Annotated in this window: 19 protein-coding genes; 6 read left to right on the forward strand and 13 right to left on the reverse strand. The window is 70.3% G+C overall.

Annotated features, from left to right (window positions below; genetic code table 11):
- Positions 1-14: 14 nt before the first annotated feature.
- The 4 genes from ABZX61_RS14295 to ABZX61_RS14310 all read right to left on the reverse strand — a co-directional run bounded on the left by ABZX61_RS14295 (position 15) and on the right by ABZX61_RS14310 (position 2,876).
- On the reverse strand, positions 15-335 hold the full coding sequence (locus ABZX61_RS14295) for a hypothetical protein (RefSeq protein ID WP_355194543.1): 321 nt from the start codon (positions 333-335) through the stop codon (positions 15-17).
- A gap of 56 nt (positions 336-391) precedes the next feature.
- The gene (locus ABZX61_RS14300; RefSeq protein WP_355194545.1) at positions 392-1,558 is read right to left on the reverse strand and encodes an ATP-dependent DNA ligase; all 1,167 of its coding nucleotides are present in this window, start codon (positions 1,556-1,558) and stop codon (positions 392-394) included.
- Positions 1,542-2,276 carry a pyrimidine reductase family protein gene (locus ABZX61_RS14305; RefSeq protein WP_355194547.1) on the reverse strand — a complete coding sequence of 245 codons (735 nt, stop codon included), beginning with the start codon at positions 2,274-2,276 and terminating at the stop codon, positions 1,542-1,544. Before ABZX61_RS14305 ends, ABZX61_RS14300 begins: the two co-directional genes overlap by 17 nt.
- 99 nt (positions 2,277-2,375) lie before the next feature.
- Complete coding sequence (locus ABZX61_RS14310) at positions 2,376-2,876, reverse strand: GNAT family N-acetyltransferase (RefSeq protein ID WP_350722690.1); 501 nt, start codon at positions 2,874-2,876, stop codon at positions 2,376-2,378.
- Positions 2,877-3,039: 163 nt separating this feature from the next.
- On the opposite strand from ABZX61_RS14310, the gene ABZX61_RS14315 reads away from it, so the two are divergent.
- Positions 3,040-3,453, forward strand: coding sequence for a hypothetical protein (locus ABZX61_RS14315; RefSeq protein ID WP_355194549.1), 414 nt, complete (start codon positions 3,040-3,042; stop codon positions 3,451-3,453).
- Here the strand turns inward: ABZX61_RS14315 and glgX are convergent.
- Both glgX and ABZX61_RS14325 read right to left on the reverse strand, forming a co-directional pair.
- Complete coding sequence (gene glgX, locus ABZX61_RS14320) at positions 3,407-5,527, reverse strand: glycogen debranching protein GlgX (protein WP_355194551.1); 2,121 nt, start codon at positions 5,525-5,527, stop codon at positions 3,407-3,409. The two genes, ABZX61_RS14315 and glgX, sit on opposite strands and share 47 nt — an antisense overlap.
- Positions 5,528-5,639: 112 nt before the next feature.
- A complete protein-coding gene (locus ABZX61_RS14325) occupies positions 5,640-6,065 on the reverse strand; it encodes an OsmC family protein (protein ID WP_350722684.1) in 426 nt (141 codons plus the stop codon).
- 158 nt (positions 6,066-6,223) lie between these two features.
- Between ABZX61_RS14325 and ABZX61_RS14330 the strand changes: the two genes are divergently transcribed.
- The 4 genes from ABZX61_RS14330 (at position 6,224) to ABZX61_RS14345 (ending at position 9,123) form a co-directional block, all read left to right on the forward strand.
- Positions 6,224-6,775, forward strand: a complete 552-nt coding sequence (locus ABZX61_RS14330) for a sigma-70 family RNA polymerase sigma factor (RefSeq protein ID WP_355194553.1) — start codon at positions 6,224-6,226, stop codon at positions 6,773-6,775.
- Positions 6,775-7,665 carry a maleylpyruvate isomerase family mycothiol-dependent enzyme gene (locus tag ABZX61_RS14335; RefSeq protein ID WP_355194555.1) on the forward strand — a complete coding sequence of 297 codons (891 nt, stop codon included), beginning with the start codon at positions 6,775-6,777 and terminating at the stop codon, positions 7,663-7,665. Before ABZX61_RS14330 ends, ABZX61_RS14335 begins: the two co-directional genes overlap by 1 nt.
- Positions 7,666-7,906: 241 nt before the next feature.
- Entirely contained in the window at positions 7,907-8,446 is a 540-nt protein-coding gene (locus tag ABZX61_RS14340) for a hypothetical protein (protein WP_355194557.1), read from the forward strand.
- 101 nt (positions 8,447-8,547) lie between these two features.
- Complete coding sequence (locus ABZX61_RS14345; protein WP_355194559.1) at positions 8,548-9,123, forward strand: HD domain-containing protein; 576 nt, start codon at positions 8,548-8,550, stop codon at positions 9,121-9,123.
- 30 nt (positions 9,124-9,153) lie between these two features.
- Here ABZX61_RS14345 and ABZX61_RS14350 read toward each other — a convergent pair whose 3' ends face one another.
- Positions 9,154-10,491 carry an ankyrin repeat domain-containing protein gene (locus ABZX61_RS14350; RefSeq protein WP_355194561.1) on the reverse strand — a complete coding sequence of 446 codons (1,338 nt, stop codon included), beginning with the start codon at positions 10,489-10,491 and terminating at the stop codon, positions 9,154-9,156.
- 168 nt (positions 10,492-10,659) lie between these two features.
- Here ABZX61_RS14350 and ABZX61_RS14355 point away from each other — a divergent pair, with 168 nt between their 5' ends.
- Positions 10,660-11,406, forward strand: a complete 747-nt coding sequence (locus ABZX61_RS14355) for a DUF1707 domain-containing protein (protein WP_355194563.1) — start codon at positions 10,660-10,662, stop codon at positions 11,404-11,406.
- 7 nt (positions 11,407-11,413) lie between these two features.
- On the opposite strand, the gene ABZX61_RS14360 is transcribed toward ABZX61_RS14355, so the two are convergent.
- From ABZX61_RS14360 to ABZX61_RS14385, 6 genes are all read right to left on the reverse strand, one after another.
- Complete coding sequence (locus tag ABZX61_RS14360; RefSeq protein ID WP_355194565.1) at positions 11,414-12,208, reverse strand: sirohydrochlorin chelatase; 795 nt, start codon at positions 12,206-12,208, stop codon at positions 11,414-11,416.
- Positions 12,190-12,918, reverse strand: coding sequence for a phosphoadenylyl-sulfate reductase (locus tag ABZX61_RS14365; protein ID WP_350722673.1), 729 nt, complete (start codon positions 12,916-12,918; stop codon positions 12,190-12,192). Before ABZX61_RS14365 ends, ABZX61_RS14360 begins: the two co-directional genes overlap by 19 nt.
- The gene (locus tag ABZX61_RS14370) at positions 12,915-13,058 is read right to left on the reverse strand and encodes an Insertion element protein (protein ID WP_185077756.1); all 144 of its coding nucleotides are present in this window, start codon (positions 13,056-13,058) and stop codon (positions 12,915-12,917) included. The genes ABZX61_RS14365 and ABZX61_RS14370 overlap by 4 nt, the downstream gene beginning before the upstream one ends.
- Positions 13,055-14,743: a nitrite/sulfite reductase gene (locus tag ABZX61_RS14375; protein WP_355194567.1), complete on the reverse strand. Its 1,689-nt coding sequence runs from the start codon at positions 14,741-14,743 to the stop codon at positions 13,055-13,057. The genes ABZX61_RS14370 and ABZX61_RS14375 overlap by 4 nt, the downstream gene beginning before the upstream one ends.
- Positions 14,744-14,850: 107 nt before the next feature.
- Positions 14,851-14,937: a putative leader peptide gene (locus ABZX61_RS14380; protein ID WP_350723228.1), complete on the reverse strand. Its 87-nt coding sequence runs from the start codon at positions 14,935-14,937 to the stop codon at positions 14,851-14,853.
- Positions 14,938-15,006: 69 nt separating this feature from the next.
- Positions 15,007-15,132 carry a hypothetical protein gene (locus ABZX61_RS14385; protein WP_264085992.1) on the reverse strand — a complete coding sequence of 42 codons (126 nt, stop codon included), beginning with the start codon at positions 15,130-15,132 and terminating at the stop codon, positions 15,007-15,009.
- Between the last annotated feature and the right edge of the window lie 31 nt (positions 15,133-15,163).

Here is a 15,163-nt window from a genome sequence, read left to right on the forward strand (position 1 = left end):
GCGGGCCGCCGGAGTCAGCCGCTCTTGCCGCTCGACCTCCCCGAGTTGAACAACGCGTTGATGATGATGATCCCGACCCAGATCGGCACCAGGTAGGCCGCCTTGTCGTCCCCCAGCAGGACCAGCAGGAGGGTGGAGATGGTGCCGAGGCTGAGCGAGACGATCGCCAGGGCGAGTCGCTGCCCGTCGGGCGCCCGGTCGCGTGCCGGCGCCTTCGACGCCCGCTGCGCGATGCGCTCATCCACCCGCCGGTCGACCTCCTGCCCCATCTTGTCGAGGAAGGACTCGACCACGGCGTCCTCGAACTCCGGCCCGAGGTCCCGGCGGGCGGACACAGCTGCCTTTAACTCATCCCCTGTACTCATATGTCGAGATATAACGGGTGGCGTGGCTACCGGGCAAGGATGTCGTCCAGGTTGTAACTCACGGGACGTTCGAGCTGCTCGTACGTGCATGACTCCGGCGTGCGGTCGGGCCGCCAGCGCCGCCACTGCGCCGTGTGCCGGAACCGGTCGCCTTCCATCTGGTCGTAGGCCACCTCGATCACCAGCTCCGGCCTGAGCGGGATGAACGACAGGTCCTTCTTGGCGTTCCACCGCGACACCGCGCCGGGCACCCGCTGCCCGCCCGTCGCGGGCCCGGCGGCGGGCTGGCCGATGTTGGCCGCCGCCTGCTGGGCCCAGTGGCCCCAGGGGTGCTCGCTCAGCTCCGCGAGGTACGGCTTTATCTCCTCGACCAGCTCGGCCCTGCGCGCCATCGGGAACGAGGCCGCCACGCCCACGTGGTGCAGCCGGCCGTCGTCACCGTAGAGGCCGAGCAGCAGCGACCCCACGATCGGGCCCGACTTGTGCTCGCGGTAGCCGCAGATCACCACATCGGCCGTGCGCTCGTGCTTGACCTTGAACATCGTGCGCTTGTCGGGGATGTACGGCTGGTCACCCGGCTTGACGATGATGCCGTCGAGCCCCGCGCCCTCGAACATCTCGAACCACTCGGCCGCCTGCTCGTCGTTGGTCGTGACCGGGGTCAGCCGAATGGACTCGCCCTTTTCCGAAAATATCCCCTCAAGTCGCGCGCGGCGCTCCGAGAACGGCGTCTCCATCAGCGACTCGTCGCCCAGCGCCAGCAGGTCGAACGCGACGAACTGGGCCGGCGTCTGCTCCGACAGCAGCTTCACCCGCGAGGCCGCCGGATGGATGCGCTGCTGCAGCGCGTCGAAGTCGAGCTGCGACCCCCTCGGCAGCACGATCTCGCCGTCCACCACGCACCTGTCCGGCAGCTCCGCCCTGACCGCCTCGACCAGCTCCGGGAAGTAGCGCGTGAACGGCCGCTCGTTGCGGCTGCCCAGATAGACCTCGTCGCCGTCGCGGAACACGATGCACCGGAAACCGTCCCACTTCGGCTCGTAGAACAGCGAGCCGTTCTGCTTGGGCATGGCCTTGACCGGCTTGGCCAGCATGGGCGGCACCGGCGGGCGCACCGGCAGGTTGGGCACCGGCTGCTCTTCGGCGGGCTCCGCGAGCCCGGTCGGCTCCGTGGGCTCAGTCGGCTCGGTCATGGCTCTGCTCCCTGTCGTATTTGCAGAAGAGGACCCCCTCCTCCTCCAGCACCTGGCTGAGGCGCAGCGAGACCTCCGAGGGCTCGCCGTTGAGTATGCGCGCCGCGCCGCCCCCCACCAGCAGCGGGCTGATGGACAGGCACATCTCGTCCACCAGGTCCTGGGCCGCGAGCTGGGCGTTGATCCTGGGGCCGCCCTCGCACAGGATCCTGGTCAGCCCGCGCTCGTGCAGCTCCGTGACGGCCGGCACCAGGTCGACGCTCTCGCCCCCGGCCACGATGACGTCGGCGTGCCTGGCCGCCGCCTTGCGCCGCTCGTGCGGGGCGGCCTCGCAGGTGATCACGATCGTCCGGCTGGGCGCCTCGGTGAACAGCTCGTCGTCGAGGTCGAAGTCCAGGCTGCGGGTGATGACCGCGATGGGCGGCACCTCCGGCCTGCCCGCGCGGATCTCGCCCCACCAGTCACGCGGGGGGACGGGACCGTATCCCTCCTTGCGCACGGTCGCGGCGCCCGCGAGGACGACGTCGGCCAGGCCGCGCAGGGTCTGGAAGATCCGCTTGTCACCCGCGCTCGACAGCCCGCCCGAGCGGCCCTTGAGCCACGCCGCGCCGTCGGCGCTGGCCACCATGTTGAGCCGCAGCCACGGCCGCCCCTCGGGGTAGGCGTACGCCTGCACGATGTCCGTGTTGTCCTGTATGTCGGGATAGATGCGCCGCACTCCTCTACCTTGGCACACCCCACCGACAGTTGGCCCACGCGGGAGCTCGCGCTGGGGCGGGGCCCGCTCGTCGCGGGCCCCGCCCGGTTCCTGGGCTGGTCAGGCGGTGGTGAAGGAGATCCACGCGTCCGGGGGAACGTCGGGCCGGTTCGGCACGGCCAGGCGCTCCTCCGTCCACGCCTCACCGGCGATCTCGATGGCGACGCGCCGCCAGAACGCGACGGCCGCCGCGTTCGAGTCCTGGAAGGCGATCTTCCAGGGACCGGGGTGCCGGGAGATCACCTCCCGCACGACCTCCATCCCGATCCCGGACCGGCGCGCGCCGCGTACCACGAAGAAGCTGTTCAGCACGCGCGCCGGGCCGGACAGCGCGCGCACGAACGAGAATCCGACGGGCCGGTCGTCGCTGGTGAACAGGTAGGCCGCCCAGTCGTCGTCCTCGAGCGCCGAGCGCAGCCGGTCGCTGTGATAGGTGGCGTCGGGGTTGGGCAGCCCGCCCTGGAACTCCGCCATGTCGTGGCGGAACATGAGCCAGAGCCGTTCGACGGTGGGGTGGTCGGCGGCGCACACGGGCCGCACGGTTGCCAGAGAAATGGTCATACAACCACGTTCCGGCCGGAAGCAACGTCCGGCCGGAAAGGTAAAGCTAGCAGATGCGAGCGGGCATTTCGGGATATGGGGCGTATAGCACTTTTGTGTATCCAAGGACGCGCGGGCGTTCACGTGCTTACGTGGCGGAAGGGGATCGGGGGAGGGAGGCCCTGTGGGTCTGATCACCGCTGTGGCGTGGGCGATCGCCGCGCTGGCCGGAGTGTACCTGCTCTACTTCTGGCTCTCCGGGGACGGGCTGCGCCGGGCCAAGGTCACCCGCTTCCCGGCCGCGCTGGTGTTCTCCCACCCGACGCTGGCCGTGTCGGCGCTGGTGTGCTGGGTGGGCGGGCTGGTCACGGGGAGTAGGGCGCTGGCGTGGGCCGCGTTCGGAGGGCTGGCGGTGGCCGCGCTGCTGGGGTTCACGATGTCCACGCGCTGGCTCGGGGCCGGGCGGCACGCGACGTGCGGGCGCCGGTTCCCGGTGCTGGCGGTGACGCTGCACGGCCTGGCGGGGGTGGCGACGTTCGCGCTGATGCTGCTCACCGCGAGCGCGGCTGGCGCAGGACCTGGAGGGAACGGGCCGTGACGGCGACCAGGTCGCCGGCCTGCCAGCCCTCGTCCACGAACGCGTCCTCCATCGTCTCGTGGCTGGTGTCGAGCACGGGGACCCATCCGGTGCCGCACTCCTCGCCCGGCAGCGTGAACGACATGTTCTCGTGGTGGGCGTTGATGAGCAGCAGGAACGAGTCGTCCACGATCCGCTCGCCGCGCGGCCCGGGCTCGGTGATGGCCTCGCCGTTGAGGTAGACCATGAGCGACTTGGCGTAGCCGATGTGCCAGTCGCTCGCCGTCATCTCCGTGCCGCCCGGGGTGAGCCAGACCAGGTCGCGCTTGCCGTCCTCGGGATGGCGGCCGTGGAAGAAGCGGCGGCGCTGGAAGACCGGGTGCTCGCGGCGCAGCTTCGACAGCGCCCTGACGAACTCCAGCAGCTCCGGCTCCGTGTGCAGCATCGACCAGTCGACCCAGGCCAGCTCGTTGTCCTGGCAGTAGGCGTTGTTGTTGCCACGCTGGGTGCGGCCGATCTCGTCGCCGTGGGAGAGCATGGGCACCCCCTGCGACAGGAACAGGGTGACCAGGAAGTTGCGGCGCTGGCGGTGGCGGAGCTGGACGATGCCGGGGTCCTCCACAGGGCCCTCGGCGCCGCAGTTCCAGGAGCGGTTGTCGTTGGTGCCGTCGCGGTTGTCCTCGCCGTTGGCCTCGTTGTGCTTGTGGTCGTACGAGACCAGGTCGTTGAGGGTGAAACCGTCGTGGCAGGTCACGAAGTTGATCGAGGCGACCGGGCGGCGGCCGGAGGACTCGTACAGGTCGGCGGAGCCGGTCAGGCGGGAGGCGAACTCGGGGAGCGCGGAATGGGTGCCTCTCCAGAAATCGCGCACGATGTCGCGATATTTGCCGTTCCACTCCGTCCACAAAGGCGGGAAATTCCCGACCTGGTAGCCGCCGGGCCCCACGTCCCACGGCTCGGCGATGAGCTTGACCTGCGAGATCACCGGATCCTGCTGGATCAGGTCGAAGAACGCGCTCAGCCGGTCGACGTCGTGCAGCTCCCTGGCCAGCGCCGAGGCCAGGTCGAACCGGAACCCGTCCACGTGCATGTCGAGGACCCAGTAACGCAGCGAGTCCATGATCAGCTGCAGCGCGTGCGGCGAGCGTACGTTGAGGGAGTTTCCGCACCCGGTGTAGTCGAGGTAGTAGCGCCGGTCGCCGTCGTGCAGCCGGTAGTAGGCCGCGTTGTCGATGCCCCGGAACCCCAGCGTGGGCCCCATGTGGTCGCCCTCGGCCGTGTGGTTGTAGACGACGTCGAGGATGACCTCGATGCCCGCCTCGTGCAGCGCCCGCACCATCGCCTTGAACTCCAGCACCTGCTGCCCCCGCGTCCCCGCGCTGGAGTAGCCGCCGTGGGGGGCCAGGTAGGCCATGGTGTTGTAGCCCCAGTAGTTGGTCAGCCCGCGGGCGACCAGGAAGTGCTCGGGGATGTAGTGGTGGACCGGCATCAGCTCGACCGCCGTCACCCCCAGCGACAGCAGGTGATCGATGATCGCCGGATGCCCCACGCCCGCGTACGTGCCGCGCAGGTCGGGCGGCACGTCGGGGTGGCGCATGGTGAGCCCGCGCACGTGGGCCTCGTAGATCACGGTCTGGTGGTACGGGATGCGCGGTGGCCGGTCGTTGCCCCACTCGAAGAACGGGTTGATGACCACGTTCTTCGGCATGTAGGGGGCGCTGTCCTCGGTGTTGCGCCGGGTCGGATCGGTGAAGTAATAGGGGAACAGCGCCTGGTTCCAGGTCAGCTCGCCGTCGATGGCCTTGGCGTAGGGATCGAGGAGCAGCTTGGCGGGGTTGCACCGGTGGCCCTGCGACGGGTCGTGCGGGCCGTGGACGCGGTAGCCGTAGCGCTGGCCCGGCTGGATGCCCGGCAGGTAGCCGTGCCAGACGAACCCGTCGACCTCGGGCAGGTCGACGCGCTCCTCGGTGCCGTCGTCATGAAAAAGGCACAGCTCGACTCGCTCGGCGACCTCGGAGAACACCGCAAAGCTGGTGCCAACGCCATCCCAGGTGCCGCCGAGTGGATAGGGCTCGCCCGGCCAGACCTCGCGCATGTGGCCCAATTGTCGCACGCGAACACGCTCTTGGTCTCTCAATGCGCCGATCGCCCTCCGTACCGGGGTCTCCACGTGCCCGGCCTCCGGGCCGGGCAGGTCGCGGCGACCGTCAGAGCAGCTCGGCGTTGAGCGTGATCATGGTGCCCGTCAGGGCCTTGCTGACCGGGCAGTTGGCCTTGGCCGTCTCGGCGGCCTCCGCGAACTGCTCGGCCGAGATGCCGGGAACGTGGCCCTTCACCGTGAGCACGATGCCCGTGATGCCCTCACCCGGCTGGAACGTCACGTCGGCGCTGGTCTCCAGCGACTCCGGCGGGGTGCCGGCGCCGGCCAGCCCGTGCGAGAGCGCCATCGAGAAGCAGGAGGAGTGGGCGGCCGCGATGAGCTCCTCCGGGGACGTCTTGCCGTTGGCCTCCTGGGACCTGGACGGCCAGGAGACCTCGAACGTGCCCACGCCCGAGGTGTCGAGCGACACGGTGCCCGAACCGTTGATCAGGTTGCCCTTCCACTGGGTGGTGGCGGTGCGAGTGGTGGCCATGACGTGCTCCCTCCGTATTGGTCCTCCGACCTTATCGCGCGCCGGCAAACTCCCTGCCTCTCGGTCATCCAGCTCTACTTTTCCGGCGAATAATGACATGCTCGGGTCGCGGCGCCCCCGCCGCCTTCTGGTCCGGATTACACGGGAGCGTGGTGCCAGTGGAGGCACCGTACGACGACCGCCTGCTGCACCAGCGGGTGGTCGGCGGCGATGAGTCCGCGCTGGGCGAGGTCTACGATCGGCTCTCCTCGCTGATTTTCGGGCTCGCGCTGCGGGTCACCAGGGACCGGGTGATCGCCGAGGACATCACTCAGGAGGTGTTCCTGGTCTTCTGGGAGCGTCCCCTGTCCTATGACCCGGAGCGCGGCACCTTACGCGCCTGGCTCGCGACGATCGCGCACCGCCGCGCGGTCGACCACGTGCGCGCCGAGGAACGGCGGCGGGTGTCGGCACTCGGACCCAGGCTGTTCGAGCGCGAACCTGACAGACTGGAGGACACGGTCCTGGCCTCGGACGAGGCCAAACGGGTGCGGCAGGCGGTGACCTCGCTGCCCGACGGCCTCCGGGAGGCGGTGGAGCTCGCCTACTTCGGCGGCAGGACCTATCGGCAGGTGAGCGAGGAGCTGGGCGTGCCCGAGGGCACGGCCAAATCGCGCATCCGGCTGGCGCTGAGACGCCTGGCGGACGCGCTTGCGGAGGAAGAGGTGTAATGGACCCCATCGAGCGCCTCTATCTGGACGCGATGATGGAGGACCCGGAGGTGCCGGCCCGTTCGTTGCGGCCCCAGCTCCTGGCCGGGGCCAGGGCCCGGCGCAGGCCCGCGGCCCCCACCGCGACCTGGGCGGAGCCGTACGCGGGCCGGGTGGCCGCGATGGACGCGCTGCTGACCTCGGCCGTGGACGACGACTGGTCGCGCGTGATCGTCGAGGGCTGGACCCTCCAGGAGCTCGTCGCCCACCTGGCCGCCAAGGACGGCCTCCTGGCCGCCTCCGTCGGCGCCCCCGTCCTGGGGCCGCCCATGGGCGCGACCGATTCGACGGGACGTACGAGCGACGTTCAGGCGTACGAGCGCACCCGCAGCCCAGAGCAGACCAGAAGGGACTGGCGGGCCCAGGCCGACGCCCTCTGCCGCCACCTGGCCGACCTGCCGCCCACGACCCCGGCCACCCTGGACGGCATGGAGGTCCCGGTCCGCGACCAGCTCCTGGCGCGCTGCCTGGAGACCTGGATCCACACGGCCGACGCCGCCCGGACCGCCCGGCTGCGCCTGCCCGACCCCATCGCCGAGCACATCCACCCGACCGCCGACCTCTGCGCGCGCCTGCTGCCCTGGACGATGCTCCTGTCGGGCATGGACGGCTCCGGCCGCACCCTCCACCTCACGCTGACGGGCGCGGGCGGGGGCGAGTGGCAGGTGCCGCTGGGCGTGGAGGACACCCGGCCCGGCACGCCGGACGCCCACATCACGGCGGACGTGGTCGCGTTCTGCTTCCTGCTGGGCGGCAGGGGAGAGCCCGCCGAGTTCCCGGCCGAGCTGGCCGGCGACCTGCCGCTGGCCAGGGACGTCCTGACCGCGGCCCCGGCGCTTTCCGGCCCCTGACCGGCGGCGCTGTCCATTCTGGGGGAATTGGGCGGGAAATGCCCTGGGATATAGCGCGAGGTCCTTTAAGTAACTCGCAAAACCATCGTTTAATGACCCCGCGGGGTTTTGACAGGTTATTTGGGTTTACATAGTTAGGGGAGAATATTCACATGGGTACGTCTGCCCCTGTCTGAGTGCCTGCGGAGATAGTGGGCACTGGATTTCGGGCCGATCTACCCATGAACGGAAACGAATGCACGTGAACACTGAAAGTCGGCAATCGCGGACGCCTCGCCATGGGCGGGCCGCGACACTAACGCTGGCCGGCGCCATCGTCGGCTCCCTGTTCCTGCCCACGGGTCTGGCGGCCGCGGCGAGCGCGGTGCCCAACAGCGCCGCCGTCCCGGCGGGCGTCGGGGTCATCTCGAACGAGAAGCCGCCGCTCTGTGGCAAGCACTGCGGTCGTCGCGGATGGGGAGGGGGAGGCTGCTGGCGCCCCTGGTGTGGCCCGTGGGGCTGGGGCGGCTGGGGCGGTCGCCGCCACCACCGTCGCGACGACGAAGAGATCATCCGCATCCGTCAGCCGCGTCCCCAACACCACCACCACCACCATCCGGTGCAGGAGACGAGGCCGACGGTGGTGGCGCCACCCGTCAAGGAGCAGCCGGTCAAGCACCCGGTCAAGGACGACGACCTGTTCGAGGGCCCCGAAGAGACGGGCCAGGACGAGACGGGCCAGAACGACAGCTGGTGGCCCAACGGGGACGACTGGCGGGATATCTTCGGCACCGAGAATTAGCCGGTGAGCTGAAACAGCTCCCGTTTTCGGAGAACGGTCGATGACAAATGCCGTGGCCGGCGAAACGGCCACGGCATTTGCCGTAGGAGAGGAGGATCCCCGTGGTGGACGACGCGACGGGACTGGCGGGGCTGCTGTACGAGTTCGGGCTGCTCAAGCGCTACAAGCGGACCGGGTGGCTGGTGGCGGGCGTACGGGACCCGGAGAGCATCGCCGAGCACTCGTTCCGCGCGGCAGTCATAGCCGGCGTGATCGCGAGGCTCGAAGGCGCGAATCCGGAGCGGGCCGCGTTCATGAGCCTCTTCCACGACACCCAGGAGACCCGCATCACCGACATCCCGTACATCGGCAAGCGCTACCTCAAGGCGGCCTCCAACGAGGACGTCACCGCCGACCAGATGCGCGGCCTGCCCGCGGAGGTGGCGGACATGGTCGCCGACGCGGTGGGGGAGTACGAGGAGAAGGCCAGCCTCGAAGCCGTCTGCGCCCGGGACGCGGACAAGCTGGAATGCCTCATCCAGGCGGTCGAATACCGGGAGCAGGGGCACCAGAACGTCCAGGGCTGGATCGACAGCTCCCTGGACGCCCTGACGACCCCGACCGGGAAACGGCTGGCCGAGGAGGCCCTGCGCACCGGCACCCTGGAATGGGTGACGCGCGTGCTCAACGGCGACTGAGCGCTCCCCGGCCCGGCGGGAGGGTGCGGGTCAGCCGGTGACGGGCCGGGTGACGAGGTCCCGCTCGTACTCGTCGTCGCTCTCCGCCAGCACCCGCTCCACCCCCTGCGAAGCGCGCTCGTCGCCGCGCGTCAGCAGCCCGCGCGTGGCCTCGGCCACCGTGCGCAGGTCGGCGTCGGCGAGGCGGGCGGCCAGGGCCTCACGGATGACGGGCGTGTCCTCGGACAGCCCGGCGAGCCCGGCGGTGGCCCAGTCGCGCACCTCCGTGTCCTCGTCCTCCGTCATCGCGATCAGCAGCGCCAGGCCCTCCTCGTGGCCCGGCGGCAGCACGTCGGCCAGCGCGATCGCGTCCGTCATCGTGCGCTTGTGCCCCGGACGCCCGATGACGTCCAGCACGTACGGCAGCGCGCGGGCGTCCCCCTGGTGCCCGAGCGCGGCCAGGACCGACCGCAGCACCTGCGGGTTACCCTCCGTGGTGACCATCTTCTGCAGCAGCGGCAGCGTGGTGTCGAGGTAGGGCTTCTCCCCCTCCGCGAACCCGAACTGGGCGATCGCGTCGACCCCGAACTCCCGCTCCCTGGCGTCCTCGCTCCCGCACAGCCGGACCAGCGCCTCGTACGTCTCGTCGTCCGCCCGCTTGCCCAGCGAGTCGGCCACGATCCACCAGGTCTCGGCGTCCTCGTCGATGTCGCGGTGCGCGACGGCCCGCGCCACGAGCTGCTCCACCGGCGTGTACGTGCCCGTCGCGTCCTCCAGCAGGGTCGCGACGGCGGCGTGGCCGCGCTGCGCCTGCACCTGCTCGCTCTCCGAGCCGTCGGCCGCGCGTCCGGCCACCGTGACCAGCTCGGTGCCGTCCTTGGCGTACTGGCGGGCCACGACGTACTCCCAGCCCTCCTTCTCGATCTGGTCGAGCAGCGCGCTCTCCAGGTGCACGCCCACCCAGGAGGCGGCGATCTCGAGCGGCGTGTCGCCGTCGCCGTCGTACTTCTCGGCATCGGCGCCCGCTTCGAGCAGCACCTGCACCACGCCCAGCGCGCCGCGCCGGACGGCCAGCGTGAGCGGGGTGTCGCCGGACTCGTTGGCCGCGTCGACCTCCGCGCCCGCCTCGATCAACGCCTTGGCGGTGGCGGCGTGGCCGTTGGAGGCCGCCCAGTGCAGCGCCGTCCAGCCGCCCTCCTCCCGGCCGTTCACGTCGGCGCCGGCCGTCAGGAGCGCGCCGGCCACCTCCACGCGGTCCCAGGCGGCGGCCGCGCACAGCGGCAACCCCTCCTCACCTGGGCTGTTGGGATCGGCGCCGCCGGTGAGCAGCTTGCCCACGGTCTCGGTCTCGCCGTTCAACGCCGCGCGGTAGAGCTGTTCCTCATGCATGACAGGGACCCTAGCCTGGTCCGGCCGCGCCCCGGGCCAAGCCAGAGCCCCGTGTCATCGCTTGGTACGCGCCAAAGCGGCGTCTAGGTTCAAACACCTACAAGGGATGACATGTTTTCCTTCTCGGGGAGGAGTCGCATTCCGAGCAAGACGCGATATGTTGCGAGTATGAGTGATCCCGGTGGGCTCCGCGCCTCGGACGCCGAGCGCGAGGCCGTCGTCGAGCAGCTGCGTGTCGCATCGGTGGAGGGCAGGCTGACGCTCGCCGAGCTGACCGACCGTACCGAGGCCGCCTATTCCGCGACCACGCACGCCGAGCTGGCCCTGCTCACCCAGGACCTGCCGGGGGGAGCCGCGCCGGCGCCGGCGCCGGCGCCCGCCCCGGTGCCCGCGGGCAGGAAGCGGCGGTGGTTCGTGGGCTTCATGGGCGACTCCAAGCGGCGCGGGACCTGGCGGATCGACCAGGAGCTCGGCGCGGTCGCCGTGATGGGCGACGTGGTGCTCGACCTGCGCGAGGCCGAGGTGCGCACGGACATGGTGGACATCATGGCCGTCTCCGTGATGGGCGACGTCAAGATCATCGTCCCCGACGGCGTGAACGTGGACCTCGACGGCGTGGCCGTCATGGGCGACAAGCGGGTGGACGTCCTCCAGGCGGCCCCCGGCATGAACGTCCCGGTGGTGCGCGTGCGCGCGTACGCCGTGATGGGGGACGTCAAGGTGATCGGCGACTCGCGGGCGCAGCCGGTGCAGCGCGCGTTCGCGGCCTGGCGGGAGCACTGGCGGCGGCTGCACGGCGAGGACTGGCGGGCGCTGGGCCGGCAGATGCGGGAGGAGACCCGCGAGCTGAACCGGCAGGCCCGTGAGCTGGGCAGGCAGGCGCGTGGGGACCGCGGCGACCGGTGGGGCTACTGACCCCGGCTCAGCCGACCAGGGAGGACACCGGCTGCCGCTGGGCCGCCTCGTAACGCTCCAGGAGCACCTCCACCAGCTCCGGTGCCGGGCCGAGCACGTCCGACACGACCGCGGCCCCGGCCTCCAGGCTCGTCTGCCGTACCTTGTCCGCGAAGTAGCCGGGCGCCAGCAGGTACGGGGCGACGACGACCTTCGGCGCGCCCGCCCGCCTGAGCGCGGCCACGGCCTCGGCGGGCGACGGATCGGCGGCCGACGCGTAGCCGGCGGACACCGTCCACCAGCCGGAACGCCGCCACGCCCGCGCCTGCCCCGCGATCACCGCGTTGGCCCTGGCGTCGCTCGAACCCGCTGACACCAGCACGACCGCGGTCTCCGGGTCCCCGGCGCGCACGCCCGCCTCGGCCAGGCGCCGCTCCAGCGCCGTCAGCAGCAGCGGGTGCGGCCCCAGCGTGCTGCCGTAGTGCACGCGCAGGCGCGGCTCGCGCGCCCGGACCTCGTTCAGCGCCGCCGGCAGGTCCACCCGGCTGTGGTAGGCCTCGGTGAGCAGCAGCGGCAGCACAACGGCCTCCTGGAGGCCGCTCAGCGCCTGTCCCAGTGCGGGAGTGCAGTGGTCGAGATACGCCACCCGTACGGGCACCTCAGGGCGCGCCAGGCGTACCCGGTCGAGCAGCGCGGCCACGGTGGCGGCGGCACGCGGATCTCGCGACCCGTGCGCCACCGCCACCAGTGGCACGCGGCCGGGGGCCGCCCCGCCTGCCAACGGGACGGATCCCCTGCTGGGGATCACAGGTGAATGCCGCATTCGACCTTCCCCAGGCCCGCCCAGCGTCCGCTGCGCGGATCCTCTCCCTCCGCGACCTGCCGCGTGCACGGCGCGCAGCCGATCGAGGGGTAGTTGTCGTAGTGCAACGGGTTGATCAGCACCCCGTTGTCGGCGATGTAGTTGTCGACGTCCTCCTGGGTCCAGGCCGCGATCGGGTTGACCTTGACCATCTGCCGCTTGGCGTCCCACTCGACGACCTTGGAGTCGGCGCGGCTGGAGGACTCGTCGCGGCGGATGCCGGAGATCCACGCCAGGTACGGCTCCAGCGCCCGGTTGAGCGGCTCGACCTTGCGCAGGAAGCAGCACAGGTCGGGGTTGCGGCCGAACAGGCGCGGGCCGAGGTCGCGATCCTGCTCCTCGACCGTCCGCGACGGCTTGATGTCGATCACGTTGACGTCATAGACCTGGCGCACCGCGTCACGCGTGCCGATCGTCTCGGCGAAGTGGTAGCCGGTGTCGATGAACAGCACGTCCACGCCGGGCTTGACCCTGCTCACCAGGTCGATCAGGAGGGCGTCGCTCATCGAGGAGGTCAGGCACAGCCGGTCGCCGAACGTCGCCGCCGCCCAGCGGATGATCTCGCGGGCGGGGGCGCCCTCGAGGAACGTCGCGGCGGACTCGACGATGTCCTGCAGGTCAAGGGTGCCGCGCTGCTGTTTCAGGCCGACCTCGATGTCCACGAGCGTCATATCTTCACTCCGATCCCGAGAAACTTGAGCTTGAAGGCGCGGGCGCAGGCGCGGCAGTACCAGCCGCCGTCCCCCTCGTAGGGTTCGAGGTCCTCGTCGCCGCAGTACGGGCAGTGGAACGGGACCGCTCGCTCGCTCATTTGAGGTCCGCCTCGTCGGCCCGCTGCACCCAGTCGGCGAACGACTCGCCTTCCTTCTTCTGGGCGTCGTAGTGCTTGACGACGCGCTCCACGTAGTCGGGCAGCGCCTTGGCGGTGGTCTTGAGGCCGCGCACCTTGCGCCCGAAGCCGGCGTTGACGCCGAGGGAGCCGCCCAGGTGGATCTGGAAGCCCTCGACCTGGTCGCCGTTCTCGTCCACCACGAGCTGGCCCTTGAGGCCGATGTCGGCGACCTGGATGCGGGCGCAGGAGTTGGGGCAGCCGTTGACGTTGATCGTCAGCGGCTCCTCGAACGCCGGCAACCGTCGCTCCAGCTCGTCGATCAGGTCGGCGGCCGCGGCCTTGGTCTCGACGATGGCCAGCTTGCAGTACTCGATGCCGGTGCAGGCCATCGTCTGGCGGCGGAACGTGGACGGCCGGACCCGCAGGTCGTTGGCCTCCAGCTCGGCCACGATCGAGTCGACCTGGTCGGGTGCGACGTCGAGGATGACCATCTTCTGCTCGACGGTCGTGCGGACCCGGCCGGAGCCGTGCCGCTCGGCGATGTCGGCGATCAGGTGCAGCCTGTCGCCGTCGAGCCGGCCCACCTTGGGCGCGAAGCCGACGTAGAAGTTGCCGTCCTTCTGCGGGAAGACGCCCACGTGGTCGCGGCGGCTGCCGCGCGGCAGCGCGGGGGCGGGCCCGTCGGGCAGCGGCTCCTTGAGGTACTCCTGTTCGAGAACGTCGCGGAACTTCTCGACTCCCCAGTCGTTGACCAGGAACTTGATGCGGGCCCGGTGCCGCAGCCGCCGGTAGCCGTAGTCGCGGAAGATCCCGACCACGCCCTCGAAGACGTCGACCGCCTGCTCCGGCCGGACGAACACGCCGATCCGCTTGCCCAGCATCGGGTTGGTCGACAGGCCGCCGCCCACCCACAGGTCGTAGCCGACCTCACCCTGCTCGTTGACCACGCCGACGAACGCGATGTCGTTGATCTCGTGCACCGTGCAGTGGGCGGTGCAGCCGCTCAGCGCCGACTTGAACTTGCGGGGCAGGTTGGAGTACGCCGGGTTGCCCACGATCCGGTCCTGCACCTCGTGGATCTGCTCGGTCGCGTCGAGCACCTCGTCGGCGTCGATCCCGGCCAGCGGGCAGCCCAGGATCACGCGGGGGGTGTCGCCGCACGCCTCGGTGGTGGACAGGCCCACGGCCTCCAGGCGCTCCCAGATGTCCGGCACCGACTCGATCTCGATCCAGTGGAGCTGGATGTTCTGGCGGTCGGTCAGGTCGGCGGTGCCGCGGCCGTACTCGTTGGAGATGTCGGCGATCGTGCGCAGCTGGGCGAGGTCGAGCTGGCCGCCGTCGATGCGCACCCGCAGCATGAAGTAGCGGTCGTCGAGCTCCTCCGGCTCCAGGATGGCGGTCTTGCCGCCGTCGATGCCGGGCTTGCGCTGGGTGTAGAGGCCGTACCAGCGCATGCGGCCGCGCAGGTCGGCCGGGTCGATCGAGTCGAAGCCCCGCTTGGAGTAGATGTCGATGATGCGCTGGCGGACGTTGAGGCCGTCGTCGTTCTTCTTGTTCTCTTCGTTCTTGTTGAGCGGCTCACGGTAACCGAGAGCCCACTGGCCTTCGCCGCGCGGGCGTTTGTGGTGCCGGCTGGCAGGAGTGCGGCTGGCAGGGGTGCTCATTGCGCGTCCTTCGGTTCATGGGCGCGCGCAGGGTTCCTCCTGCCTCGTCATCGAGGGCAGGGGTGGAGAGGAGGTGTGCGACGCGCTCAGCGGTGAAAAGGATGGGGTTACAGGCGGGCGTCGCAACAGATGGCACTGCGGACACGCTGAAGGTCGACGTGGCGTCGACCGACGAGCATGGGGTCCGCTGGCATACCTAGAAGATACTCTGGCCGTCCCGTTTGTCCAAGACAGGGTCCAGAGTGTGGGACTGTCCAGCTCGCTCAGCCCTGGCTCTTCCAGCTGAGGTCGGGCTCGTGGGGCTTCTCCTGGACCTGGTGCTGGCAGTCGCACCAGGAGCCGCCGCGGCAGTCCTCGTGGCGTTTGTCCTTGCAGCTCTCACAGATCACAAGACGATTATTCTCCTAGAACGTTGTTCGG

It is taken from the genome of Nonomuraea sp. NPDC003709, from assembly GCF_040610775.1.
GTDB lineage: Bacteria > Actinomycetota > Actinomycetes > Streptosporangiales > Streptosporangiaceae > Nonomuraea > Nonomuraea angiospora_A.